The following is a 25,170-nucleotide window of genomic DNA, read 5'->3' as shown; positions in this document are numbered from 1 at the left end:
TCTATGCATCCTCCACTGTGGACAGGATGGGTGGGCGGCAGCGGATCGCCACCAGGTCACCGGTCAGCCCCAGCTCGCCCGCCGCGTGCGGCACGACGAGGGTGCTGCCCTTGTGCACCTCCAGCTCGCCGAGCTTGCCGGACCCCTCCAGCACCACCAGCACGGCGAACGACGGCTCCAGCGCGAAGGAACCCTCCACGTGCAGGCGGTCGGCCTGGAAGAACGGGTTCGCGTCGGGGCCGAGGAGGTCGACCGACGGCGCCCACTTCTCGGACGTCTGGCGGACGAGCTGGTCGAGCCTGCCGCCCCAGCCCTGCCGGTCGACGCAGCCGAGCGCCACGTCGTAGCCGAGACCGAGGTGACCGATGTCGTCGTTGGCGAGGAAGCCCTCCCACTCCAGCGTCACCGAGAAGTCGGTGGGCTGCTGCAGTTCGACGATGAACACGCCCTCGCCGATCGCGTGCGGGACGCCGGCGGGCACGAACACCGTGTCGCCGGGCCGGACGCAGACGGGGTTGAGCGCGTCGAGCATCGCCTTCGTGTCCTGCGTGGCGACCCAGTCGGAGACCGTGTCGGCGGGCACGTCGTCGCGGAATCCGATGTAGACGGTCGGCTTCGGTCCCGTCGTGCCGACGACGATCCACGCCTCCGTCTTGCCGTGGCGGCAGTTCAGGTGCGAGGACGCGAACGCGTTGGACGGGTGGCAGTGCACGGGCAGGCGCTGGCCCGCGTCGAGCAGCTTCACCAGCAGCGCCGTGTCGCCGCCGAACTTGGCCGCGTGGTCCGCGCCGAGCCATCCCGTCGGGTCCGCCTGCACCGCGTCGCGCAGGAGCACGCCGTTCGGCAACGTTGTCAACCCGGCGTCGCTGCGCCCGAAGAGCGTCGTGGTCGACGCGACCCAGTCCTCGGGACCGAAGTCGCCGCTCGTCCCGCCGCGCAGCGCGGCGATCGCCTCCCCGCCGCGGTAGAACTGCTTCGGCTGGTTGGCGGGCAAGCTGACAGGCTGGTGGAGAACACCAGAACTCACGCGTGGACCTCCCCGGATCCTCGTGGCACCAAGCGCACCGGCAGCACGACGCGGCGCGGTGGTGAGTTGTCGCCGTCCAGTCGGGCGAACAACAAATCGGTGGCCGCCTTGCCGAGCGCGCTCGCGTCGTGCGCGATCACGGTCACCGGCGGCGACAGCAGGTCAGCGAGTTCGAAATCGTCGAAGCCCACCAGCGCGGGCCGTTCCGCGACACCCGCGAGAGCGCGCAGGATGTACACGGTGATGCGGTTGTTGCCGGCCACGATCGCCGTGGCGGGCTCACGCATGGTCTGCAGTCGTTGCAACGTGGTCGCGACGCTGCTCTCGTCGTGCGGCCCCATCGCCACGAGCTCCTCGTGGTACCCGATCCCGGCCCGCACGCAGCCTTCGCGGTACCCGCGCAGCCGCTCGTTGGCGGTGAAGATGTCCGGCGCGTCCCCGAGGAACGCGATGCGGCGGTGCCCGTGCGAAGCCAGATGCGTGACGGCCTCGACCGTCCCGCCGATGTTGTCCACCAGCACCGTGTCAGCGACGACGTCCCCGGCCGGCCGGTCCAGGAACACCACGGGCGTCCCGGCGCGCATCTCCGGCACGAGGTAGCTGTGCTGCAAGCCCGCGGGCACGATGAGGAGGCCGTCCACCCTGCGGGAGCAGAACTCCAGCGCCAGCTCGCGCTCACGCCCGGGATCCTCGTCCGACGACCCCGAGATCACCTGTCTGCCGCGCAGGCGGGCGATTTCCTCGACAGCGCGGGTCACGCCGGAGTAGAACGGGTTGCCGACGTCCTCCAGCACCAGCCCGATCGTGCCGGTGGACGACCCCCGGCGCAGGTTGCGGGCACTCAGGTTCCGCCGGAACCCGAGCTGGTCGATGGCCGCGAGCACGCGCTCGGCGGTGGACGGGTGCACACCCGGCTCGTCGTTGACCACGCGCGAGACGGTCTTGATGCTGACGCCCGCCAACCGCGCGACGTCGTTCATCGTCGCGCGACGTACCTTGCGCTGACCGGCTACGGGCCCGCTGGGGGACAACGTTGTCATAGTGGCCGTATCTCACCCCGGCTTTACGCCCTTGTCAACACTTCCTCACCGTTCAAGGCACCTCGTGCCACCCTCGTTTGTCCAGAAGTGGACAAGTGATCGTCGTGGTCTTGACCTTGAGCGTGTGCGCTCCGCAGTCTCTTGGTGACGGACCGCGTTCCGCTTCCTGCGGCGGGTGTGGTCCGGTCGAAGGCCCCCGGGCCGGGGTGCGCATGCGGCGGCGGTTGCACCCCGGCCCGGTCCCTCGAAGGACGCGAAGAGACCTGGTGTCAACGCAATGGCGAAGCCGAGGCGTCCCGACCGGCTGGGCATCGGAATCCGATCCATTCCAACGCCATCCGTGCCAACGCCACCCGCGCCAACGCCACCCGCCAACCCGCTCGCGCCGCCGCCCGCACCACCCGACCGGACCACCCGCCCACCCCGCCATCCCCGAAAATCCCCTCTAGGGTGAAGCCGTGGACGCACTGGATCCCATCGAGTCGGTCAACACCTTCATCGGCACCAAGGACGAGGGCAACACCTTCCCCGGCGCGTCCATGCCGTTCGGCAAGGCCCACAGCAGCCCCATCGGCTCGCACTACGCCGGCTACCGCTACGACGACCAGCAGATCCGCGGCTTCGGCCACTTCTTCCTGTCCGGCGCGGGCTGCTGGGAGCAGGGCGGCCTGGTCCCGATCCTCCCGGTCGTGCAACTGCCGCAGTCCTTCGACCACAAGCGGTACGCCGCGGGCTACACCCACGACGGCGAGATCGGCAAGCCCGGCTACTACAAGGTCAAGCTGCAGAACGACATCACCGTCGAGTGCACCGCGACCACGCGCGCCGGGGTCGAGCGGTACACGTTCCCGAACGGCGTCGGCGGCACGCTCCTCGTCAACGTCGGCCAGGCCAACGACAAGGAGCCGGTCAGCGCCAGTTCCATCAGGGTCCTCGACGACCGCACGATCGCCGGAACCGTGGAGACGCAGGCGTTCTGCGGCGGCCGTCCCTACCTCACCCACTTCACCACCCGGTTCGACCGGCCGTTCCGGCAGTTCGGCACCTGGGGGCCGACGGGACCTCGGCCGAACCAGAGGGAGTCCGCGGGCGGTGCGGGTCTGAGGGGTGCCTGGGTCACGTTCACGCCCGGCCCGGTCACGGCGGCCACCGCACTGTCGCAAGTGGACGAACAAGGCGCCGCGCACAACCTGACGGTCGAAACCGCCGACAAGACCTTCGACGAGCTCCGCAACGAGGCCCAGAACGCCTGGCGGCAGGAGCTCGGCTGCATCGAGATCGAGACGGAAGACTGGGACGAGCGGGCGGTCTTCTACACCGCGCTCTACCACGTGCTGCTCCAGCCGCTGACCGGCAGCGATGTGGACGGCAGGTACCGCGGGTTCGACAACCAGGTCCATCGTGCCGACGGCTGGACGTACTACGAGTACTACTCGCTGTGGGACACGTACCGGGCGCACAACCAGCTTCTCGCGTTGCTCCGCACCAAGCGGTCCCAGGACATCGGCCGGAGCATCCTGGCGATCCACGAGCAGGGTGGCTGGTTGCCGCGGTGGGCCTACGCGAACCAGGAGACCAACTGCATGACCGGCGACCCGGTCACGCCGTTCCTGGTCGACCTGTGGCGCTTCGGGCACCTCAAGGGCTTCGAGGAGCAGGCGTACGCCGCACTCGTCCAGAACGCCGACGGCGTTCCTCCTGCCGCCAGCCGGTTCCAGGGCAGGTCCGGCAACCCGAACTACCTCGCCCACGGGTTCGTGCAGTACGACAAGCGCTTCCCCAAGAAGGGGCAGGACACCGATCCGCACCACGGCGCGTCGGCGACCCTGGAGTACGCGCTGGCCGACGCCACGCTCGCGATCATGGCCGGCGAGCTGGGGCACGCGGAGGACGCGGAGCGGTTCAGGGTTCGCGGCCTCAACCACCGCACGCTGTGGGACAACAGCGTCACGGACCGGGGTTTCTCCGGGTTCCCGCGGCCCAAGCTGCAGGGCGGTGCGTGGCTCGACCCCTACACGCCCCAGGGGTCGGAGGGGTTCCACGAGGGCACTGCCTGGCAGTACCAGTGGCTGGCGCAGCACGACATCACCGGGTTGCTCACCGCGCTCGGCGGCAAGGCGGCGGCCGAGGCTCGGCTGGACGACTTCTTCGCATACCAGGACCTGCTGGTCGATCCGAAGCGGACCGTGCGCGAGAAGTGGGTCGTCGGACCGTACGACTACTACAACCAGTTCAGGTACAACCCGAACAACGAACCTGATCTGCACGCGCCGTGGATGTACGCGCTGATCGGCAGGCCGGAGAAGACGTCGGTGGTCGTGCGGGCCGCGCAGACGTTGTTCGTCAACGGGCCGGCGGGCGTCACGGGAAACGACGACCTCGGCACGATGTCCGCCTGGTACGTGTTCAGCGCCCTCGGGATGTACCCCGCCGTGCCGGGGACGGGTGAGTTCGTGCCGCACGCGCCGAAGTTCACCAAGGCCGTCATCCACCTGGAGAACGGCAAGGACGTCGTGATCAGGGCCGAGCAGGCGGACGCGGCGAAGACCCAGGTGGTGCGCCGCATCAGGAGCGGCTGGTTGTCCAAGGACAAGGAACGGATCGAGATCGCGGAGCTGTGGCAGGGGACCACGCTCGAGGTCGACCTCCACACACTTTCCAATTGAGACGCCGGATCGGTCGTACGCTTCTCCGATGGGCATCTGCGCGAGCTGTGGCACGGAGTACGCGCCGCTGCCGTCGCGGGCGCGGTACTGCTCGAACGCGTGCCGTCAGCGCGCCTACCGCCGGCGTTCGGCCGGTACGTCCACTGTGGTCGCGGAGTTGCCCGGCTACGACGACGCGTTCGTCGGCAGGGAGGCCGAGCTCGCCGAGCTGCTCCTGTTGCTGCGCAAGCACAGGATGCTCACGGTCGTCGGTCCGGCGGGGGTCGGGAAGACGCGGCTCGCGGTCGAGCTGGCCCGGCGGTGCAGGCGGACCGAGGTCCGCACCGTCGAGCTCGGCCGGCTGAGCCGCCCCGACCAGGTGGTGCAGGCCTTCGCGGAAGCCGTTGGGGTGTACCAGCACGCAGGTGTCGCGTTGCGGACGACGCTGGTCCACGAGCTGCACCACCGCCGGGTCCTGTTGCTGGTGGACAACTGCGAGCACCTCGTCGAGGAGTGCTGCGAGGTGGTGGACGCGCTGTTGTCGCGCTGCCCGCACGTGCAGGTCCTCGCGACGAGCAGGGAGGCGCTGCGGTCCATCGGCGAGGCCGTCTTCCCGTTGCGCGGCATGGGAGCCGACGCGGCGAAGCTCTTCCGTGAACGCGCCGGAACGGGCGGCGACCACCACACGGTCGAGACGATCTGCGCGCGGCTCGACGGCCTGCCGCTCGCGGTGGAGCTCGCGGCGAGGCTCTCCGTGCCACCGCCCGAGCTCGCGGACCGCCTCGACCACCGGCTCGACCTGCTGACCGACGCCGGTGAGCAGGTTCGGCACCAGAGCCTGCGCGCGGCCATCACGTGGAGCCACGACCTGCTGACCGCGCAGGAGAAGGAGCTGTTCCGGCGGCTCGCGCTGCTGCCCGGCGGGTTCGGGCTGGAGATCGCCGAGGTCGTGCACGGCCGCTCGGTGATCGGGCCGCTCACGGCGTTGCAGGCGAAGTCGTTGGTGGCGCGGGAGAACGACGGCCGGTTCCGGATGCTCGAGTCGATCCGCCTCTACGCCGAGGAACGGCTCGGGGAGCACGGCGAGCGCGAGGTGACGGCCGAGCGGATCATCGCCTGGCTGTGCGAAAAAGGCGAGCCCGGCGTCTCGTCGTCGATCCTCACGCCCGGTCAGGTGCAGGCGCAGCACCAGGAGTACGACAACGTGGCGTACGCGTTCGCCCATCTGGTGGCACCGCGGGACGACCGCCGGCTGATGCTCGCCACGATGCTGCTCAGGGTCTGCTTCGACCGCGGCTACTTCGCCCAGGCGGGCGCGGTGCTGATGCAGGTGCTGCACCAGTCGGCCGCCGACGCCCGGTACCGGATCCTCGCGCTGGAGTACGCGTCTCTGCTCGCGGCCCACGAGCAACGCCACGACGAGGCCGTGGATCACGCCCTGGAAGCGATCGCGACGGCGGAGGCGGGCGGACAGGAGCTGATCATGTGCCGCCTGTACCGGACGCTGGCGCACGCCCACGAGGGCCTGGGTGACGCGCTGAACGCCGCACGGGCGTTGCGCCGATCGATCGAGTACGGCGCACGCAACGGCAACGACGTGAGCGTCGCCGTGTCGAGCCAGAACCTCGGCTGGCGGTTGCTCGTGGACGGTGACACCGACGGGGCCGCCCACCTCGTCGACAGCGCGTTGCCGGTGCTCAGAGTCCACGCGCGACAGGACGTCGTGGCCATCGCCGTGCACACGTCGGCCTGCATCGCCCTGGAACGGGGGGATCTGGCGACGGCCGGCGCGCACTTCGCCGAGAGCGCGCGCATGATGGCGGAGACGCCTCGGGCCGCGGTCGAGTCGATCGAGGGCCGAGGCCTCGTCGCGATGGCGTCCGGACGGCACGAGCTCGGCGTGCGGCTTCTGGTGGCCTGCCAGCAGATGCGCACGACGTGGGTCGTCCCGCCGGAACCGTGGTGGCGGCGGAAGATGGCCGCCGCACTGGACCTCTCGCGGGAATCCCTCTCCCCGGCGGCCTTCCAGCGCGCGCTCGCGGCCGGGCGGTCGATGGACGCGCGGCACGCCCTGGAAACCGCGCTGGACAAGGAGATCGTGCGGGACGCGGTGCTGAGCGACCGCCAGCGCGTGGTCGTCGAGCTGGTGGCCCAGGGATTGACGAACGCCCAGATCGCCGCCAAACTCGGTATTTCGCACAGGACTGTGGAATCCCACGTGCACAACGTGAAGACCACGTTGAACCTTTCGTCCAGGACGCAGCTTGCGGCCTGGGCCCGAACGCACTAATGCGTCCAACTGAGACGTAACGCTGCGCTGCATCCGGATGACTTCCCGCCCCTCGCCGTTCATCGTGGTCGGAACGACGACAAGGGGGCGACGTGGAACCGTTCCGCCTGCTGCACCCCGACCTCGTGCCGCAACGGCGCGAGGGGTTGCAGCACGCCGCCTCCACGCTCGTGCAGATGGGGCTGGACGACACGGTGCTCTCGGCATCGCCCGTGCACCAACGGCTCGCCCGCGTGGTGCTCGCGAACAGCGGTGTCATCGAGTGGTCGCCCGCTCACCGCGTGCAGGTGTGCCCCATCGACCAGCGATTCGGGGTCGAACGGGTCGGCGGCGACCGCGGCGGCGTGTTCCTGTCCGGTGTCCTGATCGCCTACCTCGACGTGCTGGAGAACGCGGCCAGGATGGGCACCTCGGTCACCGAGGACTCCTGGCGGACCCTGCTCTGGGCCCCGACCGCGCTCTTCGACCACGTGCTGCGCCGCCCCCAGGTCGGCATGACCGTGGTGACCCCCGGCCCCGGCACCGAGAACCTGCCGCGCGAGCGCGCCCTGGCGGGCCAGCGCCTCTACCTCGCGCTGATGCAGGCCGTCCGGTTCGCCGTCAACGGTGTCCTGCGCGCCGAGGACGACCGCACCCTCGTCGAGGACTGCGTGACCCTCGCGACCGCGTGCCTGCGCGCCGCGGCGGTGGCGCTCGAGTTCGCCGCCGACGTGCCGTCCGGGGTGCCGGCGCCGGTCGTGGAGACCGCCGAGCACCGCTACCTGTGGCAGGTGATCGGTGAGGTCCGCACGGCGGTCCCGCGCGCCCGGTTCGACCAGTTCGCGACGGCGCTGCGAAGGCTGAACGACGTGTACACCGCCTGCCCGTTGCTGGTCGCGGGCGGATAGGTCGTTCGTCTCGACTTCGCGGCGACTTTGGTCGTTCCGCGCCGCGAACCCGTACCCGCTGACCTACCGTCACGGCCATGACGGAGGAACGGTCCGCGGTCGTGGTGCGGGACATCCGCAAGAGCTACGGCGAGCTGAAGGCGGTGGACGGGGTCTCGTTCACCGTGGCCGAAGGCGAGTTCTTCGGCATCCTGGGGCCCAACGGCGCCGGGAAGACCACCACGCTCGAGATCGTGGAGGGGCTGCGCGAACCCGACAGCGGCGAGGTGGTGCTGCTCGGTGAGAGCCCGTGGCCGCGCAACGTGAAGTTGTTGCCGCGCATCGGTGTTCAGCTCCAGGCGACGTCCTTCTTCGACAAACTGACGGCGAAGGAGCAGCTGCAGACGTTCGGTGCCCTCTACGGGGTGAGCGCCGGCACGGCCGCGGACATGCTCGAGCTGGTCGGCCTGGCGGACAAGGCGAACGAGCAGGAGAACAAGCTCTCCGGCGGTCAGCGCCAGCGGCTCTCGATCGCGTGCGCGCTCGTGCACGACCCGGACATCGTGTTCCTGGACGAACCGACCGCGGCGCTGGACCCGCAGGCGCGCCGGAACCTCTGGGACGTGCTGCGCGCCATCAAGGAACGCGGCAAGACCATCGTCTACACCACGCACTACCTCGACGAGGCCGAGATCCTCTGCGACCGCGTCGCGATCATGGACAAAGGCAGGGTCCTCGCACTCGACCGGCCCGCGGTGCTGGTGCGCGGACTCGACGCGCCGACCCACGTGACGCTGCAGAAGGGGCTTCTGTCCGCTGTGGACGCTTCCGCGCTCGACGGCGTCGACGAGGCCCACGAGGACGAGGTGTCGCTGACGCTCTCGACCCGCCGCCCCGCTCCCGTGCTGTCGGCGCTGGCCGAACGCGGCGCGCTCGACGGCCTGCAGGTCCGCACGGCCACTCTCGAGGACGTGTTCCTCGACCTGACCGGACGGGAGTACAGGGCATGACCGCGTTCAAGACGCTCTCGGTGGCGATGCTCAAGGGTTTCGTGCGCGACAAGGCCACGCTGTTCTTCACGTTCCTGTTCCCGCTGATGTTCCTGATCATCTTCGGCCTGCTCCTGCGGGACGCGGGCGAGGACAGGACCAAGATCGCGCTGGTCGGGGACGGGTCGGTCGTGTCAGCGCTGCGCGAGAGCGGCGCGCTGGAGTTCGAGTCCTACGACGACGAGAACGCCGCTGTGCGGAAGGTGCAGGACGGCGACCTGCCCGCCGCGCTGATCGTTCGCGGCCAGCGGATCGACCTGCGGTTCGCGCAGAGCGACCAGGTGCGGTCCGCGACGGTGGTCGGCATCGTGAACGGGTTCGTGGACAGGGCGAACCTCGCCGCGACCGGGCAGCCGCCGACCTTCACGTTCACCGCGGAGAAGGTCGAGGACGCCACGCTCAAGCCGATCCAGTACCTGACGCCGGGCATCCTGTCGTGGGGTGTGGCGGTGTCGGCGGTGTTCGGGTCGGCGCTGACACTCGTGTCGTGGCGCCGCAAGCAGGTGCTGCGCCGCATCCGGCTGGCGCCGATCTCGACGACGTCCGTGCTGTCGTCGCGGATCCTGGTCAGCGCCGGTGTCGCGCTCGTGCAGGGCGTCACCTTCATCGGCGTCGCCTCGCTGCCCGTGTTCGGCCTGCGGCTGTCCGGGGCGTGGTGGCTCGCGATCCCGTTGCTGCTGCTGGGAACCATCGCGTTCTTCGCGCTCGGCATGCTGGTCGGCGCGTTCGCGAAGACCGAGGAGGCCGCGTCGGCCGCCGCGAACATCGTGGTGCTGCCGATGGCGTTCCTGTCCGGCACGTTCTTCCCCGTCGACCAGGCGCCCGCGTGGTTGCAGGCCGTGTCGAAGGCGTTCCCGTTGCGGCACATGAACGACGGCATGCTCGACGTGCTGGTGCGCGGCAAGGGGATCGAGGCCCTGGCGGTGCCGGCCGCCGTCCTCGTCGGGTTCTCGCTCGTGGTCGGCTTCCTCGCCTCCCGCGTCTTCAAGTGGGAGGAATAGGACACACCAGACAGGCCCGGTGGTCGTGTGCTCCCCGTCACGGTTCATGATGGGGAGCCATGACGTTCTCCAGCGTGACCGGCCGGTTCCGCATCCTCGCCCTCGCCGAGGCGATCTCCTGGGCGGGCCTGCTGCTCGGGATGTTCTTCAAGTACGTCGTCGTGCAGAACGAGATCGGCGTCAAGATCTTCGGCCCGATCCACGGCATCGTCTTCGTCGGCTTCATCCTCGTCACGCTGATGACGAAGGAGCCGCTGAAGTGGGACGCGCGCACGCTCGTCCTCGGCCTGCTGTCGAGCATCCCGCCGTTCGGCACGGTGCTCTTCGAGCGCTGGGCCTCGAAGACCGGCCGCCTCAGCGAGCCCGCCGCCGAGCAGCTCTGAGCTCCCTCGCCGGGTCGTCGCGGTGGTAGACGTGCTCGGAGTCCTCGATGTTGTCCAGGAACTCCTGGTACTGCACGGCGAGCAGCAGGTGTGAGGCGCGCCGGGCGGTGTCGAGGGCTTCGAGCGGGCGGCTGTCCGGCCGGTGCCGCAGCCACGCCTCGCTCCACACCCGGCGGATCAGGTCGCCCAGCTCGGGCCGGCAGAACTCGATGAGCCTGCCCGCGTCGAGCGCCGGGTGGCCCCAGACGACGTCGGACCAGTCGATGACGACGCCGCTGTCGAACCAGTTGCCGGGGTGGAAGTCGCCGTGCACCAGGGTGTCCGGCAGCCCGAAGTCCGGCATCGGGACGACGCACGGCTTCAGCCGCGGCTCGCCCGCCAGCGCGTGCTGGACGGCGACCCAGCGCGGCACGACCTCCTCGACGTGCTCCGGTCTCGGGTCCCAGCACGCCTGACCCGCGGCCCCGGCCAGCAGGACCCGGCGCGGTGCCGAGGCGATCACCTCCGGCACCAGGCCCGGGTCGTGCGCGGCGACCATCCTGATCACCTCGCCCTCGTCCGCGAAGAACGGCGGGACGGTCTTCAGCCACGCGTCGCCGTTCGCGGTGGGCAGGCGGTGCACGCTCGACAGGTTCCACGACTTGACCTGGACGGGCGGGCCGGTCCGTTCGACGTGCTCGTCGGCCCACGCGACCAGCTCGGACGGTCCGCCGAGCCGTGCCCAGGGCAACCGGTGCGGGGCGTCCGCGGCGGGTTCCTCCGCCGGGTGCAGGTGGGTGCGGTCGGGTTCGCCGTGCGCCTCGACGTGGTAGGTGACCACGCCACCGGCGGGCCGCCCGCCGCCCTGCACCGAGACCAGCCTGAGGACGCTCGTCCGGACGCCCAGCAGCTCCTCGAGCACCTCGTTGACGGGCTCGACGTCGGGCCACCACGGTGAGCTCACCGGGAGGGCGTCCGTGCGGCCCGCGAACCCGCTCGGGCCGCTGACCAGGGCGATGACCGACCGCTCGCTCACCCGCTCACCAGCCGCAGCGCTTCGCGGAGCTCGATCTGGGGATCGCCCTCGTGGTAGATCCGTTCGGACTCCTCGATGTTGTCGAGGAACTCCTGGTACTTCACGGCGTTGTGCAGCCTGGACGCGCGCGGCGCGATCTCCAGGGCTTTCAGGGGCTCGCTGTCCGGGCGGTGCCGCAGCCACGCCTCGCTCCACACGCGACGGATGAGGTCGTGCAGTTCGGGCTGCGCGTACTCCATGAGCCGGCACGCGTCGAGCGCCGGGTGGCCCCAGACGGCGTCGGACCAGTCGATGACGACGCCGCTGTCGAGCCAGTTGCCGGGGTGGAAGTCGCCGTGGGTGAGCGTGTCGGGCAGACCGAAGTCCGGCATCGGCACGGCGGACGGCCTGAGCTGGGGTTCTCCCGCGAGCGCGTGCTGGACGGCGACCCAGCGCGGCACGACCTCCTCGACGTGTCCGGCGGTGACCGGCCAGCACTTGGTGCCCTCGGCCTGGCTCATCAGCACGCGGCCGGGTGCCCAGGCCAGCACCTCGGGCACGAGCGCCGGGTCGTGGGCGGCGACCATCTTGATCACCGAGCCCTCGTCGGCGAAGAACGGCGGCACGGCCTTGAGCCACACCGGTCCGTTCGCGGTGGGCAGGCGGTGCACGCTCGACAGGTTCCAGGTGCGGACCTGCGCGGCCGGGCCGGTGCGGGTGATCACCGAGTCGGCCCACGCGACGAGTTCGGACGGACCTCCCGGTCGTGCCCACGGCAGCCGGTGCTCGGCGTCCGGTGCCGGCGCCTCAGCGGGTTCGAGGAGGTCGTGGTCGGGCTCGTCGTGCGCCTCGACGTGGTAGGTGACGACGCCGCCGAAAGGCACCTTGCCGCCCTCGGTCGAGAGCAGGCGCAGGACGCTCGTCTCGACGTCCAGCAGGGCGCGCAGGGCGGTGTTGACCGGCTCGACGTGGTTCCAGTCGGGTGTCCCGACCGGGATCACCCCGGTGCGCCCGGTGAACCCGCCGGGGGTGCTGACGAGCGCGACGACAGAACGGTCCGGTCGATCCCACATGCGCCCCATCAGGCCACAGGCGGGCCCGGCCGCGCAGCCGAATTAATCCTCGAAGTCGCCGCTCGCCCGGCGCACCTTCGCGAGCAGGTCGGTGAGCTGCTCGGTCTGGCGGTCGGTGAGGCCCTTGAGGCCGAGGTTGACGTCGACGACGGCCGCGGTCGCGTTCTCCCGGCGCTGCAGGCCCGCCTCGGTGATCTCGACCAGCGTGGTGCGGCGGTCGGTCGGGTGCGGCGTGCGGCGGACGAGGCCGTCGCTCTCCAGCCGGTCGACGATGTTCGTGACGCTCGTCGGGTGCAACTGCAGGCGCTCGCCCATCACCCTCATCGGCAGCGCGCCCTTGCGGGAGAAGTAGAGGAGCACCAACGCCTCGTAGCGCGCGAACGTGAGACCGTGCGGCTTGAGGGCTGCGTCCACGGCGGACTGGATGATTTGCTGGACACGCATGACGCTCGTGACCGCGGCCATCGACGTGGACGACCCCACCCGGTCGTCCCACAGCTCGGCCGCGCGGGCGATCGGATCGAACGGCAGCGGTGTCATGGGCACCGAAGCTACCAGTCAGTACAACCCGTGATCAGCAGGAGGCTCGTGTGCTCGTCGCGTTCAGCGTTGCTCCGTCCGGTTCGGACTCGTCGGGAGGCGTCGCGAAGGCCGTGGCCGAGGCGGTCCGCGTCGTGCGGGAGTCCGGACTGCCCAACGAGACCAACGCGATGTTCACGTTGGTCGAGGGGGAGTGGGACGAGGTGATGGACGTCGTGAAGCGCGCGACGGAGGCCGTGCAGGCCGCCGCGCCACGCGTGTCCCTCGTGCTCAAGGCCGACATCAGGCCCGGCTACACCGGTCAGCTCAAGGCCAAGGTCGACCGGATCGAGGAACACCTCGCCGACACGCCGTGAGAGCGTCCTCGGATGGCCGAACGCTCTACGCCGCCACGGTGAGTGGACCCGTGCGGCGGCTCCGGCTGGGTTAGCGTGTCGGGCGTGGACGCGAGGCAGCTGTGGTTGAGGTTCGAGCCCTACCACGACGTCACGTACTTCACGCCCGAATCCCGCGCGGCGACCGACGCGCTGGGCTGCAAGGGCGGCTGGATGGGCTACTTCGGCATGCGCGCCGCACCCCTGGGCGCCGCGTCTCCGGAACTGGTGACGGCGGTCTTCTACAACTTCGCGCCGCGCATGGTCCACCGCGCGTTGCCGGACGCGTGGGAGGTGGCGTCGCCTTCTGCTTTTCTCGATGCCCGGCTGGAGGGCGTCGACGGAGCTCTGCGCCGGTTGCTGGGCTCGGTGGACACGCCGGAGATCGCGGAAGCCGCTGCTCTGGCTCGTGAGGCCGCTCTGGCGAGCCCGTTGGCAGGCCGGCCGCTGGCCGCGGCGAACCGCGCGTTGCCGTGGCCCTCCGAGCCCCACCTGGCGTTGTGGCACGCCTGCACGATCCTGCGCGAGGCCCGCGGCGACGGCCACGTGGCAGCGCTGGTCGCGGCCGGCGTGGGCCCGTGCCAAGCGCTTGCGCTCTACGCGCGCGAGCATTCCCTCGACCCGGCATACATGCGCACCGCGCGTGGTTGGACTGTCGAGGAGTGGGAAGAAGTCGCGGACCTGCCCGGCGACCTCCCCGCGGTGGAACGAGCGACCGATGAGGCCGCTCGGGCGCCGTGGGAGGCGTTGGGTGAGGAACGCACATCGCGGTTCATCGACCTGATGACACCGCTCGCTCTACGCATCGCCTCGGCCAACGAGGCGATGCGCGTCAACCCGATGGCCCTGGACCCGGTCCGGGAACTAGCCGTGCCAGGATGGAACACGTGACAAGGCCTGATCCTCGCAAGACCGCCGCACTGTCCGCCGCGCTCTCGGGCGCCGTCGACCTGGGCGCCCTGAAGGCCCGAGCCGACGCGGCCCGCACCGCCGCGGCGTCCCCCGCCCCCGCCGGTGCCCCGGCGCCTGACAACGGCTCTTCCGTGCCGTGGATCGTGGACGTCACCGAGGCCTCCTTCCAGGCGGTCGTCGAACAGTCCCTGCAGGTGCCCGTCGTGGTGCTGCTGGGCGCCTCGTACAGCCCGGAGTCGCAGCAGCTGGCCGCGACCCTGACCCGCCACGCGTCGGCGTCCGGCGGCGCCTGGATCCTGGCGCGGGTCGATCTGGAGACCGCGCCGCGGATCGGGCAGGCGTTCGGGGTGCAGTCCGTGCCGACCACCGTGGCCGTTGCCGCTGGTCAGCCCATCGACGCTTTCGGCGGGCCCATTGCCGACGCCGAGCTGTCGCAGTGGATCGCCCGGTTGCTGGACGCTCTGCGGGACCGGTTGCCCGGGATTCGTGCCGGGGAGGCTCGGGCCGGGGGTCCGGTCGAGCCCGAGGAGATTCCTGAGGACCCTCGGATCGTTGCTGCTGAGGAGGCCTTCGAGCGGGGGGACTACGTTGCCGCTCAGGGGTTCTACTCGGAGATTCTCGCTTCTGAGCCTTCGAACGAGTTGGCCAAGGAAGGGCTTGCGCAGGCTCGGTTCGCTGAGCGGGCCGAGGCCGTTGACCCTGCGGTGATCGCCAAGGCCGATGGGGCGCCTGAGGACATCGACGCTCAGTTGGCTGCCGCCGATGCCCAGGTTGCCGGGCAGATGGTCGAGGAAGCGTTCTCTCGGTTGGTTTCCACCGTTCGGCGGGTTTTCGGGGAGGACCGGGATCGGGTTCGGGCCCATTTGGTGGGGTTGTTCGAGCTGTTCCCGGCTGACGATCCTCGGGTTGCCGCTGCTCGGCGGGCGTTGGCTTCTGCGTTGTACTGACGCGTCGGTTTTGGCGCGTACCCCTGTTGCGGGCGGCCTGGTCGCTTTGCGTGCTTCCTCTGGGGCTCTGCCCCAGACCCCGGCAATCTGAGATGGGGGCCAGCGCTGGGGGCAGGTTGATGGCACGCCTGCTGCGTAGAGCGGCTGCCGGTTGCTTGGTTTGGTTGCGGTGGCGGTGGGGTCCCATCCCAAGCCGCACCAAGAGCGGGCCACATGCCTGAGGGGGTGTCAACTCGACGAAAAGCGTGTCGAGTTGACACCCCCTCAGGCATGCAGCAAGAGCTGTGGCGCGACTCGTGATGGGACCCCACCGCCGGTACCTCTTTGCTCAGGACGGCTCGCCTGCGGCATCGCGGCCGTCAGGCGTGCCACCCCGCCCTAGGCGCGTCGCCGTTCCAAAAGGACGGTGTCCCGCCACCTGCCGTGGTGCTGCGCGATCCGCTCCCGCAATCCCACCGTGCGGAACCCCGCCTTGTGGTGCAGCGCGATGCTGGCCCGGTTCTCCGGGAAGATGACCGCCTGCAGCGTCCACAGGCCCGCCGCGTCCGCGGCCGCGACCTGGTGGTGCAGCAGGGTTTTGCCCACGCCCCTGCCCTGCGCGCTGTCGGCCACGTAGATCGACGTCTCCGCCACGCCCGCGTAGCACTCGCGCGCCGAGACCGGGGTGGCCGCCGCCCAGCCCGCCACGGTGCCGTCCACCTCGGCTATCCAGCGGTGGTCCGGTAGCCACTTGGACTCCAGGGTTCTGCGGGACGGGACCTCGGTCTCGAAGGTGGCGTTGCCCGACGCGATGCCCTCGCCGTAGATGCGGCGGACCTCTGGCCAGTCGGCGGCGGTCATCGCGCGCATCGCGACGCCCTCCGCTGGGCGGAGGGTGCCTGTGGAGAGGGCGCCCATGACCGCGTCCGCTGCGTGGGGGAGGCCTGTGCAGCAGGCCGGGTTCACGGTGACGAGGGTGGTGGTGCCCTCGCGCTGGATCTGGAGGAAGCCGACCTCGGCCAGTTTGCGGACGTGGTGCGAGCAGGTGGACTGGCTCACGCCCAGCAGGGTGGTCAGCTCTCCCACGGTGACCGGGGCCGGCGCCGAGGCCACGTGGTGGAGCAGGCGGACCCTGGTCGGGTCGGACAGGGTCGCGAACCACGAGGCGTAGGTCGTGGCTTCATCGGTGAGCACGTCAGCGAGTATCGGCCGGGGTCGATCGGTTGATCAAACCGAGTACTTCTTCACGCAGAACGAGAGGCCTCGGAAGAAGCCGTCGCCGAAGGCTTCCACGCGGGCGAAGCCGGAGGGGACGGCTTTGCCGTTGACGTCTGCCGCGATGAGGCTGTCGTCGGCCAGGAGTTCCGCCACGGCTTCGTCGAGGTCGCCGGGGGAGAGTTTGAGGTTCGCCGCCGCGTCCGGGCGGTTGGTGAGGCCCGCCCAGGCTCCGGTGAGGCACGCGGTGCGCTGGCCTGCGGCGTCGTCGTCCAGTTTGAAGCCCGTGGCGTGCTGGATCGACAGGGAGAAGCGGGAGGCGATGACGGCGAACGCCGCGAAGTCGCCGATGCCTCCCTTCGTGCCCTTCTTCGGGGGTGTGCCGATCTTGACCAGTTGCGGGAGGTCCAGCTGCACCTGGTTGACGGCCGGGCAGTAGGAGGCCGGAGATGTGGTCTGGGCGTCGGAGCAGGGCTTGATGCCCGCGCGGTCGAAGGCGGGGAAGACGGCGCCGCTCGACTTGTAGGCGTCGCGCAGCGACTCCTCGAGGGCCCTGAGGTACTTCTCCTCGTCGATCTTGGCGTTGCCGCGGCCCTGGCCCTGGTCGGTGTCGGAGAGGTCGAAGGGGCGTTCGGTGATGCGCTTGTTGATCTCGGCCTCGTTGATCTCGGCGCAGCGGGCGGCGCCGCGCACGAAGCCGAACTGGAAGGCCGAGACGCGGTCGAACGCGCTGCCGTGGGCGCCCTGCTTCTCGAACGACGTGCCGGCGCTGTCGCGGATGAAGAACATCGTCTGCAGCACCTGGTTGAGGCCCTCGCCGGTGGAGAGCTCGAAGTGCTTCGCCTTGTTCTCGGCGACCCAGCGCATGAAGACGCCGGTGTAGCAGTCGGCCTGCTGCTCCTTCACGATCGACGACGTGTTGGGGCCGATGTTCGAGGCGGGGCCGAGCTTGTACTGCACGGCGTGGCCCATCTCGTGCGCGAGGACCGTCACGACGGCCATCGGGCCGAACGAGTCCTGCAGCATCGGGAGGAGCTCGCCGCGGTCCCACGTGATGCTGTCGTCGAGGGCGCAGTAGAACGCGTTGGCGATGCCCGTGGTGTTGAGCCTGCAGACCTCGACGCCCTTGCCGTTCGAGTCGTAGGACAGGAAGCGCTTCACCGGCTCGAAGGTCTTGCCGGGGAACGACTTGGGGATCTCGGCCTTCCAGAACTCCTGCACGTCGGCGAGGGTGTTGATGGCGAGGCGGTCCATCTCGCCGCCGTCACCGTTCTCGACGCTCAGGTCCGCGTCCGGTACGCCCTGCTTGGGGCCGGACGGGCCGTTGGAGATCTCCAGTCCCGCGACCTTCGTGGGGTCGGGTCGCTCGCCCTTCGGGTCGCCCTCGACCACGGAGGCGCACGCCGTCAAGGTCGCGGTCACGGCCAGCGCGACGGCGATTCGTCCGAATCCCATGAGGTCAGACCCTACTAAGCGGCGTTCGGCCACGTGCAGCAAGTGCCAGGGCCGAACGTGAAACCTGCTCACTCCCTGGGGTGATTTCAAAACTGCGCGGGCTCGTTTTCGTTGTCCCGCCGATGTTTCCGGCCCAAAGTCCCTCTCACGCAAGCCTTCAGCGTGGAAGGAGTCCGGGGGTATGGGTAGAACGCGCTGGGCACGGTTCGCCGGGGTGCTCGGCATCGGCGCGATAGGCGCCGGTGCCCTCCTCTTCGGCATGTCCCAGGGAGCGCTGGCCGCCTCGTTCGCGGTGTCCGGCACCAACTTCAAGGTGTCCGCCGACAACCTGGTGGGCCAGGGGTTCGTCCAGTTCGGCGGGGTGGACGCGGGCGCGGGCAAGACGCACGTCGTCGCGGTCAGCGGGTTCAAGACGGCGAGGCTCGACAAGTTCTGCCAGTCGGTGTTCGTCGCGAACATGCCGATCGTCGGTGACATCACGATGCGCATCACCGCGGACGGCGTGGGCGGCATGTCGGCCGAGAACCTGGTCGTCAACCTCACCGACCTCAACGGGGACCTGGTCCTCGGCAACCCCGAGATCGGCATCGACGCCAACAAGGTGACCAAGGGACCGGAGAACCTCCGGGGTCTGCCGGGCTCGTTCGGCCTGCAGGCCGACACGGCGAACATCACCTCGCTGCAGCAGACCGCCTGGGCCACCACGGCCCAGACCATCAGGTTCAAGGGCATGAACCTGACCATTCGCCAGGGGAAGCAAGAGTGCTTCTGACGTTCTGGCGCGGCTTCACCGCGTGGCGGCGTGGCCGGCCCTTCTGGGCCGGTCTCTTCGTGGCCGCGGGCGCGCTCATCATCCTGTTCCCACCGTTCGTCGGCGTGAAGCTCGGCGACATGGTCATCTCGATCAAGACGATCGGCGGCACGTCCGCGTTGCTGATCGGCACGCTGCTCGCGATCTGCGCGGTGTCGCTGTGGGTGCAGCCGAAGTTCCGGCTCGCGGCGGGCATCGTCACGGTGCTGCTGTCGCTGGTCGCGCTCGTGGTGACCAACCTCGGCGGCTTCCTGGCGGGCACGGTCCTCAGCCTGCTCGGCGGTGCGCTCGCCGTGGCGTGGACCGACGAGCCCAAGAAGCCGAAGGCGGCGGAAGTGTCTTCGCAGACGGTCCAGCCCACGTGATGCGAGCACATCCGCTGGCCGCCGCGGCGATGGCCGCGGTGCTGGCGCTGCAACCGCCGTCGAGCACCGAGCCACCGCCGTCGTCCGCTCCCGGCAGCAGCTCACCGGCGCCGACCAGCACCACGTCGGAGCCACCACCCGCGTCGAGCACCAGCGCCACTCCGCCGCCGGCGTCGTCCGCGTCCGTTCCGCCGACCAGCACGGAGCCTTCGACGCCGGCGCCCCCGCCACCGGTCCCTGCCCCGGTGGCGGGTGGAGGGCGCGAGTGGACGCTCACGGCGTCCAGGCTCGACCTCGGCGGGCTGAACTTCGCCGGAGTGGTCGACGCGCTGCTGAACGGCCAGGTCGTCAAGGTCCTGAAGTTCACCGCGTCGGACATGAAGATCAGGGACCTGGTGCAGTCCGCCGAGGTCTCGCCGGGCGTCAAGCTCGTCACGGCGGCACGGCCGGGCAGCACGTCCACGGTGTCGCCGGGCCGCATCGAGCTGTACACGCTGCAGCTCAAGGGCAACCTCGACCTGCTCGGGGTCAAGATCCCGGTCGACTACACCGCGGCACACCCACCGCCGCTGATCGTGCCGTTCGTGACGTTCACCGAGGTCACGGTGCGCAACACCGACCTCAGGGGCGGCACGCTCAAGATCCCGGGCGCGCGGATCTCGGTCGTGTCCGACCAGGCACCGGCCGAAAGGCGCTGAAGCCCGCACCGGCACCGGTGCGGGCTCTCAGAACGTCAGACGCCACACTTCTTCGCGCCCTCGAACACGCCCTCGCGGAACCGGGCCACGCGCTGGAAGCCGGGGTCCACCGGGTTGCCGCCCTTCGCGTCACGGGCCGCGTAGTCGAACTGCAGCAGCACCGTCACGGCCTCGTCGAAGTCGCCCGGCGAGAGCCCGAAGCCGTCCTGCCGCTGGAACACCGCGCCCGTGTAGGCCCCGGCCAGGCACAGCGCCGCCGCGGACGCCTTCTCACCCTCGGTCGGCTTGCCCAGCACCGCGAGCTCGGCCATCGCGTACCGGGTCGCGATCAGCGTGCCCGTGGCGTAGTCGCCGAACTCCTTGTGCAGGTCCGGCAGCTCTTCCTTGGTGTCGATCTTGATCGTCTTGTCCGACGGGCAGTACGCGACGGGACCCTGGTCACCGGAGCACGTCGGCTCGGTCTGGGAGGCCTCGGCACGCGGCGACTGCCAGGTCTTGCCCGCCTTCGTGGCCACGTCCTTGAAGAAGCCGTCGAGGTCGGGCGTGACGGCCTCGAGCATGTCGTCGAACGGCAGGTTGCCGCCGTTCGCGCGGTCCGTGGTGCTGGTGAACGCGCGCTGCGTGAACTGGCGGTTCTGGACCGTCATCTGGGAGCAGAACTTCGTGCCCTGCTCGTAGCCGTCCTGGAACGCCGCCACGCGGTCGAACGCGCTGCCGTGCGCCTGCTCGTCCTCCGGCGAGGTGCCGACCGGGTCGCGGAACGTGATCAGCGCGCCCAGCGCCTTGTCCAGGGCGTCCGCGTTGATGTCGAGGCGCGGCGACTTGCCGTCCGTCACGTTGCGCACGAACGCGCCCGCGAAGCAGTCGGCCTGCGCCTCGGTGAGGATCGTCGGGTACCGGTCCGGCTCGCGGCGCTCCGCCTCGGGGGTGATGCCCATGCGGTTCTGCACCGCGTGACCCATCTCGTGCGCGAGCACCACGACCACCGCGGCCTCGCCGAAGCGGTCCTGCAGCACCGGCAGCAGCGACGCGCGGTCCCACGCGATCGCGTCGGCGGCGGGGCAGTAGAAGGCGTTGCCCTCCACGTCCGCGGCCTTCTGCGTGCACGGCGGCGGCTTCGCGGTGGCGTCGGCCGTGTCGACCGAGAAGTATCCGCCGGTCAGCGGCTTCCACGGCTTGTTGAAAGTGCTCTGGAACGAGTCCGTCCAGAACTCCTCGATGTCCGTCAGCGCGGTGGCGGCCAGCTTGTCGATGGGGCCGTTGTCCGAACCCCGCACCTGGACGGTGGGGCTGGACGCCTCCTTCTTCACCACCTTGGCGGCGCGGGGCCGCCCAGGGATCTCAGCGGTGCAACCCACCGCGAGCAGGGCGGTGGCGACGATCAGCGCGATGCTCCGGTGCCGCATGAACCCATTGTGCCTGCCGGCCGGCTCGAGGGGCGTCCTTCTCGTCCAAGTCAGGCGCATACAAGGGGCAACGTGCGGCGGGCTGAACAGGTTCACCTGACCGGATCAGCCCGCCGCGCCGCGTCAGTCCGCCTCGCCCAGCACGCCGGGGGTCTCGGGAACGAGCCACAGCACACCGGCCGGCGGCAGCTGCAGGATCGCCGAGTACGGGCGTCCGTGCCACGGCCTGGCCTCGGCCTCGACGCCGCCCATGTTGCCCACGCCCGACCCGCCGTAGTGCGCGGCGTCGGTGTTCACGAGCTCCTTCCAGCGCCCGGACGACGGCAGACCGACCCGGTAGTCGTGGTGCGGCGAGCCGGAGAAGTTCGCCACGCAGGCGAGCGTCGAGCCGTCCTCACCGATCCGCAGGAACGACAGGACGTTGCCGCCGGAGTCGTTCGCGTCGATCCACTGGAAGCCCTCGGGCGTGATGTCGTGGCTGAACAGCGCCGCCGCCTGCTTGTACACCGCGTTCAGGTCGCGCATCAGCTTCTGGATGCCCTGGTGCAGCGGCTCCTGCTCGACGAGGTGCCAGTCGAGCGACCGCGACTCCGACCACTCCTGCCGCTGCCCGAACTCGCCGCCCATGAAGAGCAGCTGCTTGCCGGGGTGCGCCCACATGAACGCCAGCAGCGACCGCACGCCCGCGGCCTTGTTCCAGTCGTCGCCCGGCATCCGCTCCCACAGCGAGCCCTTGCCGTGCACCACCTCGTCGTGCGAGAGCGGCAGCACGAAGTTCTCGCTCCACGCGTAGACCAGCGAGAACGTCATCTCGTTGTGGTGGAACGAGCGGTGCACCGGCTCACGCGACAGGTAGTGCAGCGTGTCGTGCATCCAGCCCATGTTCCACTTGAAGCCGAACCCGAGTCCGCCCAGGTGCGTCGGCCGCGTGACGCCCGGCCACGCCGTCGACTCCTCGGCGATCATGACGATGCCGGGGTGCCGCTTGTAGACCGTCGCGTTCAGCTCCTGCAGGAACCGGACCGCGTCGAGGTTCTCGCGCCCGCCGAACTCGTTCGGCAGCCACTGGCCCTCCGGCCGTGAGTAGTCGAGGTAGAGCATCGACGCCACGGCGTCCACGCGCAGGCCGTCGAGGTGGAACTCCTCGATCCAGTACAGCGCGTTCGCCACCAGGAAGTTCCGGACCTCGTTGCGCCCGAAGTCGAAGACGTACGTGCCCCAGTCGAGCTGCTCACCGCGGCGCGGGTCGGCGTGCTCGTACAGCGGTGTGCCGTCGAACTTCGCGAGCGCCCAGGCGTCCTTCGGGAAGTGCGCGGGCACCCAGTCGACCAGCACGCCGATGCCGCGCTGGTGCAGCGTGTCGACGAAGTACCGGAAGTCGTCCGGCGTGCCGAACCGCGAGGTCGGCGCGTAGTACGACGTGACCTGGTAGCCCCACGAACCACCGAACGGGTGCTCGGCCACCGGCAGCATCTCGACGTGCGTGAAGCCCATGTCCACGCAGTAGTCCGCGAGCTCGGTCGCGAGCTCGCGGTAGCTCAGCCCCGGCTTCCACGAGCCCAGGTGCACCTCGTAGATCGACATCGGCGCGTTCGCCCACTGCGTGGCCGCGCGCTTCGCCGTCCACTCCTCGTCCTGCCACTCGTACTCCGACCGCGTGACGACCGAGGCCGTCTGCGGCGGGACCTCCGTGGCGAACGCCATCGGGTCGGCCTTCTCGTGCCACACGCCGTCCTGGCCGAGGATGCGGAACTTGTACCGCGACCCCGGCACGACGTTCGGCAGGAACACCTCCCAGACACCGCTGGAACCCATGGAGCGCAACGGGTTCGCGCGCCCGTCCCAGCCGTCGAAGTCACCGGTCACACGCACGCCGCGCGCGTTCGGGGCCCACACCGCGAACGAGACACCGGTGACGTCACCGGAAACCGTTTCGTAGCAACGGACGTGCGCGCCCAGCACGTCCCACAGCCGCTCGTGCCGGCCCTCGCCGATCAGGTGCAGGTCGAGCTCGCCCACGGTCGGCAGCCACCGGTACGGGTCGTCGACCTCGACCGTGTGGTCGCCGTAGCTGACCAGCAGCCGGTAGTCACCGGGCGCCTCGGGCAGCTCGCCTTCGAACAGGGCGTCCGCGATGCGCGGCAGTTCGACCTGCTTGTCGCCCCAGGAGATGGCGACCGACGTCGCGCCTGGGCGCAGGGCCCGCGCGATCACCTGGTCGCCGACGGTGTGCACACCCAGCACCGAGTGCGGGTCGTGGTGCGCACCTGACAGGAGCCGGTCCAGGTCGGCCTTCACGGTCTACTCTCCTCCGCTGGTCATCCGGGCGATCGACGACAGGGGAACCGTCAACCACTCCGGCCTGTTGGCGTGCTCGTAAGCGACCTCGTAGACCGCCTTGTCCAGCTCGAAAGCGCGCAGCAGCGGCACGTTGTCCCGCGGGTCGGCCGCCACCTCGGCGTAGCCGTCGCAGAACGCGGCGCGGTTGCGCTTCGTCCACTCCATCGCGCGGTAGGCGAGCTGGTCGTCGTCGGGCTGGCCGACCAGCAGCTGCCGTGCCGCGTAGTCGAACGACCTCAGCATCCCCGCCACGTCGCGCAACGGCGACCGCAACGCGAGGCGGTCCTCGACGCTCGCCGCCGGCTCGCCCTCGAAGTCGATCAGCAGCCAGCCGTGCACGGTCCGCAGCACCTGACCGAGGTGCAGGTCGCCGTGGATGTGCTGGATCGGCAACGCGCCGACGTGCTCGCGCGCCTGCTCGAACGAGGCGCGCAGCGGCTCCTCGTAGCGGCCGAGCTCCGGCACCGCCTCCAGCACGACGCCAAGCCTGCGTTGCATGCCCTCGATCGCGCGGGAGATCGCGTCCTCGTCGGCGATCTTCGTGCCCAGCGCCTCCGCCAGGTCGGCGTGCACCTTCGCGACGGCGTGGCCGAGTCGTTGCGCCTCGCCGGCGAAGTCGCCGCCCACCTCGAACGCGTGCAGGTCGGCCTCGGCCATCAGGTCGCGGACCGACGTCTTGGCCATGTCCCAGCCCTCGACCGCGTCCGGCAGGAACTCCTGCAGCATCGCGAGCGTGACCGGCTGCCCGTGGAGCTTCGTGGAGATCGACCCCAGCGGCAGCGCGATGTGCTCGCAGCCGACGGACCGCAGCGCGCGGTGCATCGTCAGGTCCCGGTTCTCGCCGTTCGCGAGCTTGCGGAAGATCTTCAGGATGTACTGCTGGCCGTAGATCAGGGACGTGTTGGACTGCTCGACGCCGATCGGCCGCCCGCGCAGGCCCGACTTCAGCTCCGTGCCGGGCTCGTGCGCGAAGACGATGCCGTCGACCTCGTGCCCGGTGGCGATCCGGTCGAGCAGGACGCCGTTGTGCTCGGGGTCGAGCAGCACGTCCCAAGCGCCGGTGCTCAGGCTCAACGCGCCCTGGTAGTTCTCGGTGCGGCCGGGTTGTTCGACCTCGAAGACCACGTGCACCAGGTCGCCGTCGACCACCGTCGTCCTGAGTGGACGGACGGCCGTGATCGGCTTGTCCTTGCCGCCGAACCACCGTGCGTTCGGGAGCAGGTCGGGCAGTGAGGCGACGAGCTTCTCGACGAGCTCGTGGGGATCGGTCACGCCGCGATTCACCTCATTTCACCGTCGTCGCCCGCCTCTACCAGCTGGAACCAGTAGAAACCGTGACCCGGGAGGGTCAACAGGTAAGGGAGTTCCCCGATCGCGGGGAATTTGACACCTCCGGTGAGCTCCACCGGCGTGTGGTCGCGGTGCTCGGAGAGGTCGAGCTCGACGGGTTGCGGGAAGCGTGACAGGTTGTTCACGCAGAGCACGATGTCCTCGCGGCCGTCCGGGCGCTTCCACTGCCTCTTGTAGGCGAGCACGCTCGGGTTGGAGCCACCGAGCTCGGTGAAGTCGCCCTCGGCGAACGCGTGGTGCTGCTTGCGCACCTCGATCATGTGCCGCGTCCAGTTGAGCAGCGACGTCGAGCTGTTGAGCTGCGCCTCGACGTTCAGGCCCTGGTAGCCGTAGACCGGGTCCATGATCACCGGCAGGTAGATCCGGCCGGGGTCGCAGCTCGAGAACCCGGCGTTGCGGTCCGGGGTCCA

Annotated in this window: 23 protein-coding genes; 12 read left to right on the top strand and 11 right to left on the bottom strand. The window is 70.0% G+C overall.

Annotated elements, in window-relative coordinates; all coding sequences use genetic code 11:
* Position 1: 1 nt before the first annotated feature.
* On the bottom strand, positions 2–994 hold the full coding sequence (locus tag BMY74_RS28450; RefSeq protein WP_245786415.1) for a class I mannose-6-phosphate isomerase: 993 nt from the start codon (positions 992–994) through the stop codon (positions 2–4).
* A 29-nt stretch (positions 995–1,023) separates the two neighbouring features.
* Positions 1,024–2,007, bottom strand: coding sequence for a LacI family DNA-binding transcriptional regulator (locus BMY74_RS28445; RefSeq protein ID WP_089921534.1), 984 nt, complete (start codon positions 2,005–2,007; stop codon positions 1,024–1,026).
* A 518-nt stretch (positions 2,008–2,525) separates the two neighbouring features.
* On the opposite strand from BMY74_RS28445, the gene BMY74_RS28440 reads away from it, so the two are divergent.
* From BMY74_RS28440 to BMY74_RS28415, 6 genes are all read left to right on the top strand, one after another.
* The gene (locus BMY74_RS28440; RefSeq protein ID WP_089921533.1) at positions 2,526–4,733 is read left to right on the top strand and encodes a GH92 family glycosyl hydrolase; all 2,208 of its coding nucleotides are present in this window, start codon (positions 2,526–2,528) and stop codon (positions 4,731–4,733) included.
* 28 nt (positions 4,734–4,761) lie between these two features.
* Positions 4,762–7,002 (top strand): helix-turn-helix transcriptional regulator, encoded by a 2,241-nt coding sequence (locus BMY74_RS28435; protein ID WP_089921532.1) that lies wholly within the window; start codon positions 4,762–4,764, stop codon positions 7,000–7,002.
* Between the two features lie 92 nt (positions 7,003–7,094).
* Positions 7,095–7,889 carry a hypothetical protein gene (locus tag BMY74_RS28430; protein ID WP_089921531.1) on the top strand — a complete coding sequence of 265 codons (795 nt, stop codon included), beginning with the start codon at positions 7,095–7,097 and terminating at the stop codon, positions 7,887–7,889.
* A gap of 77 nt (positions 7,890–7,966) precedes the next feature.
* Entirely contained in the window at positions 7,967–8,878 is a 912-nt protein-coding gene (locus tag BMY74_RS28425) for an ABC transporter ATP-binding protein (RefSeq protein ID WP_089921530.1), read from the top strand.
* The gene (locus tag BMY74_RS28420) at positions 8,875–9,918 is read left to right on the top strand and encodes an ABC transporter permease (protein WP_089921529.1); all 1,044 of its coding nucleotides are present in this window, start codon (positions 8,875–8,877) and stop codon (positions 9,916–9,918) included. Before BMY74_RS28425 ends, BMY74_RS28420 begins: the two co-directional genes overlap by 4 nt.
* 59 nt (positions 9,919–9,977) lie before the next feature.
* Positions 9,978–10,301, top strand: coding sequence for a DUF3817 domain-containing protein (locus BMY74_RS28415; RefSeq protein WP_089921528.1), 324 nt, complete (start codon positions 9,978–9,980; stop codon positions 10,299–10,301).
* Here BMY74_RS28415 and BMY74_RS28410 read toward each other — a convergent pair.
* From BMY74_RS28410 to BMY74_RS28400, 3 genes are read right to left on the bottom strand one after another with little or no spacing between them, the layout of a single operon-like run.
* On the bottom strand, positions 10,273–11,316 hold the full coding sequence (locus BMY74_RS28410; protein WP_089921527.1) for a phosphotransferase family protein: 1,044 nt from the start codon (positions 11,314–11,316) through the stop codon (positions 10,273–10,275). The genes BMY74_RS28415 and BMY74_RS28410 overlap by 29 nt on opposite strands.
* Positions 11,313–12,368 (bottom strand): phosphotransferase, encoded by a 1,056-nt coding sequence (locus BMY74_RS28405; RefSeq protein WP_177229964.1) that lies wholly within the window; start codon positions 12,366–12,368, stop codon positions 11,313–11,315. The genes BMY74_RS28410 and BMY74_RS28405 overlap by 4 nt, the downstream gene beginning before the upstream one ends.
* A gap of 42 nt (positions 12,369–12,410) precedes the next feature.
* The gene (locus tag BMY74_RS28400) at positions 12,411–12,908 is read right to left on the bottom strand and encodes a MarR family winged helix-turn-helix transcriptional regulator (RefSeq protein WP_089921525.1); all 498 of its coding nucleotides are present in this window, start codon (positions 12,906–12,908) and stop codon (positions 12,411–12,413) included.
* A 50-nt stretch (positions 12,909–12,958) separates the two neighbouring features.
* Between BMY74_RS28400 and BMY74_RS28395 the strand changes: the two genes are divergently transcribed.
* The 3 genes from BMY74_RS28395 to BMY74_RS28385 all read left to right on the top strand — a co-directional run bounded on the left by BMY74_RS28395 (position 12,959) and on the right by BMY74_RS28385 (position 15,141).
* Positions 12,959–13,264, top strand: coding sequence for an MTH1187 family thiamine-binding protein (locus BMY74_RS28395; protein ID WP_089921524.1), 306 nt, complete (start codon positions 12,959–12,961; stop codon positions 13,262–13,264).
* 84 nt (positions 13,265–13,348) lie between these two features.
* Complete coding sequence (locus BMY74_RS28390; RefSeq protein WP_089921751.1) at positions 13,349–14,173, top strand: SCO6745 family protein; 825 nt, start codon at positions 13,349–13,351, stop codon at positions 14,171–14,173.
* Entirely contained in the window at positions 14,170–15,141 is a 972-nt protein-coding gene (locus BMY74_RS28385) for a tetratricopeptide repeat protein (RefSeq protein WP_089921523.1), read from the top strand. Before BMY74_RS28390 ends, BMY74_RS28385 begins: the two co-directional genes overlap by 4 nt.
* Positions 15,142–15,519: 378 nt before the next feature.
* Here the strand turns inward: BMY74_RS28385 and BMY74_RS28380 are convergent, their stop codons facing one another.
* Positions 15,520–16,314: a helix-turn-helix domain-containing GNAT family N-acetyltransferase gene (locus tag BMY74_RS28380; protein ID WP_245786414.1), complete on the bottom strand. Its 795-nt coding sequence runs from the start codon at positions 16,312–16,314 to the stop codon at positions 15,520–15,522.
* Between the two features lie 33 nt (positions 16,315–16,347).
* Positions 16,348–17,790, bottom strand: coding sequence for a neutral zinc metallopeptidase (locus BMY74_RS28375; protein WP_089921521.1), 1,443 nt, complete (start codon positions 17,788–17,790; stop codon positions 16,348–16,350).
* A 181-nt stretch (positions 17,791–17,971) separates the two neighbouring features.
* Here BMY74_RS28375 and BMY74_RS28370 point away from each other — a divergent pair, with 181 nt between their 5' ends.
* Genes BMY74_RS28370 through BMY74_RS28360 form a run of 3 tightly spaced genes read left to right on the top strand, consistent with a single transcriptional unit; the run spans position 17,972 to position 19,664 of the window.
* Entirely contained in the window at positions 17,972–18,562 is a 591-nt protein-coding gene (locus BMY74_RS28370) for a DUF6230 family protein (protein WP_089921520.1), read from the top strand.
* Positions 18,553–18,966, top strand: a complete 414-nt coding sequence (locus tag BMY74_RS28365; RefSeq protein ID WP_089921519.1) for a DUF6114 domain-containing protein — start codon at positions 18,553–18,555, stop codon at positions 18,964–18,966. Before BMY74_RS28370 ends, BMY74_RS28365 begins: the two co-directional genes overlap by 10 nt.
* Positions 18,966–19,664 carry a hypothetical protein gene (locus tag BMY74_RS28360; protein ID WP_143091733.1) on the top strand — a complete coding sequence of 233 codons (699 nt, stop codon included), beginning with the start codon at positions 18,966–18,968 and terminating at the stop codon, positions 19,662–19,664. The genes BMY74_RS28365 and BMY74_RS28360 overlap by 1 nt, the downstream gene beginning before the upstream one ends.
* A 35-nt stretch (positions 19,665–19,699) precedes the next feature.
* Here the strand turns inward: BMY74_RS28360 and BMY74_RS28355 are convergent, their stop codons facing one another.
* The 4 genes from BMY74_RS28355 to BMY74_RS28340 all read right to left on the bottom strand — a co-directional run.
* The gene (locus BMY74_RS28355; protein ID WP_089921517.1) at positions 19,700–21,070 is read right to left on the bottom strand and encodes a neutral zinc metallopeptidase; all 1,371 of its coding nucleotides are present in this window, start codon (positions 21,068–21,070) and stop codon (positions 19,700–19,702) included.
* Between the two features lie 123 nt (positions 21,071–21,193).
* Positions 21,194–23,368, bottom strand: coding sequence for a 1,4-alpha-glucan branching protein GlgB (glgB, locus tag BMY74_RS28350; RefSeq protein WP_089921516.1), 2,175 nt, complete (start codon positions 23,366–23,368; stop codon positions 21,194–21,196).
* A 3-nt stretch (positions 23,369–23,371) separates the two neighbouring features.
* On the bottom strand, positions 23,372–24,682 hold the full coding sequence (locus tag BMY74_RS28345; RefSeq protein ID WP_089921515.1) for an aminoglycoside phosphotransferase: 1,311 nt from the start codon (positions 24,680–24,682) through the stop codon (positions 23,372–23,374).
* Between the two features lie 8 nt (positions 24,683–24,690).
* Positions 24,691–25,170 (bottom strand): alpha-glucosidase C-terminal domain-containing protein (locus tag BMY74_RS28340; RefSeq protein WP_177229963.1); only part of this gene is annotated, 480 nt, incomplete at its 5' end.

The sequence above is a fragment of the Lentzea albida genome (assembly GCF_900111005.1).
Taxonomy (GTDB): Bacteria; Actinomycetota; Actinomycetes; order Mycobacteriales; family Pseudonocardiaceae; genus Lentzea; species Lentzea albida.
This window is presented reverse-complemented; position numbering and strand designations above follow the sequence as displayed.

What these genes read in the sequence shown, in the direction of transcription:
- BMY74_RS28360 (WP_143091733.1), top strand. Translation starts at nt 18,966, where the DNA reads ATGCGAGCACATCCGCTGGCCGCCGCGGCGATGGCCGCGGTGCTGGCG.
- BMY74_RS28425 (WP_089921530.1), top strand. Translation starts at nt 7,967, where the DNA reads ATGACGGAGGAACGGTCCGCGGTCGTGGTGCGGGACATCCGCAAGAGC.
- BMY74_RS28355 (WP_089921517.1), bottom strand. Translation starts at nt 21,070, where the DNA reads ATGCGGCACCGGAGCATCGCGCTGATCGTCGCCACCGCCCTGCTCGCG.
- BMY74_RS28370 (WP_089921520.1), top strand. Translation starts at nt 17,972, where the DNA reads ATGGGTAGAACGCGCTGGGCACGGTTCGCCGGGGTGCTCGGCATCGGC.
- BMY74_RS28405 (WP_177229964.1), bottom strand. Translation starts at nt 12,368, where the DNA reads ATGTGGGATCGACCGGACCGTTCTGTCGTCGCGCTCGTCAGCACCCCC.
- BMY74_RS28375 (WP_089921521.1), bottom strand. Translation starts at nt 17,790, where the DNA reads ATGGGATTCGGACGAATCGCCGTCGCGCTGGCCGTGACCGCGACCTTG.
- BMY74_RS28445 (WP_089921534.1), bottom strand. Translation starts at nt 2,007, where the DNA reads ATGAACGACGTCGCGCGGTTGGCGGGCGTCAGCATCAAGACCGTCTCG.
- BMY74_RS28435 (WP_089921532.1), top strand. Translation starts at nt 4,762, where the DNA reads ATGGGCATCTGCGCGAGCTGTGGCACGGAGTACGCGCCGCTGCCGTCG.
- BMY74_RS28400 (WP_089921525.1), bottom strand. Translation starts at nt 12,908, where the DNA reads ATGACACCGCTGCCGTTCGATCCGATCGCCCGCGCGGCCGAGCTGTGG.
- BMY74_RS28420 (WP_089921529.1), top strand. Translation starts at nt 8,875, where the DNA reads ATGACCGCGTTCAAGACGCTCTCGGTGGCGATGCTCAAGGGTTTCGTG.
- BMY74_RS28415 (WP_089921528.1), top strand. Translation starts at nt 9,978, where the DNA reads ATGACGTTCTCCAGCGTGACCGGCCGGTTCCGCATCCTCGCCCTCGCC.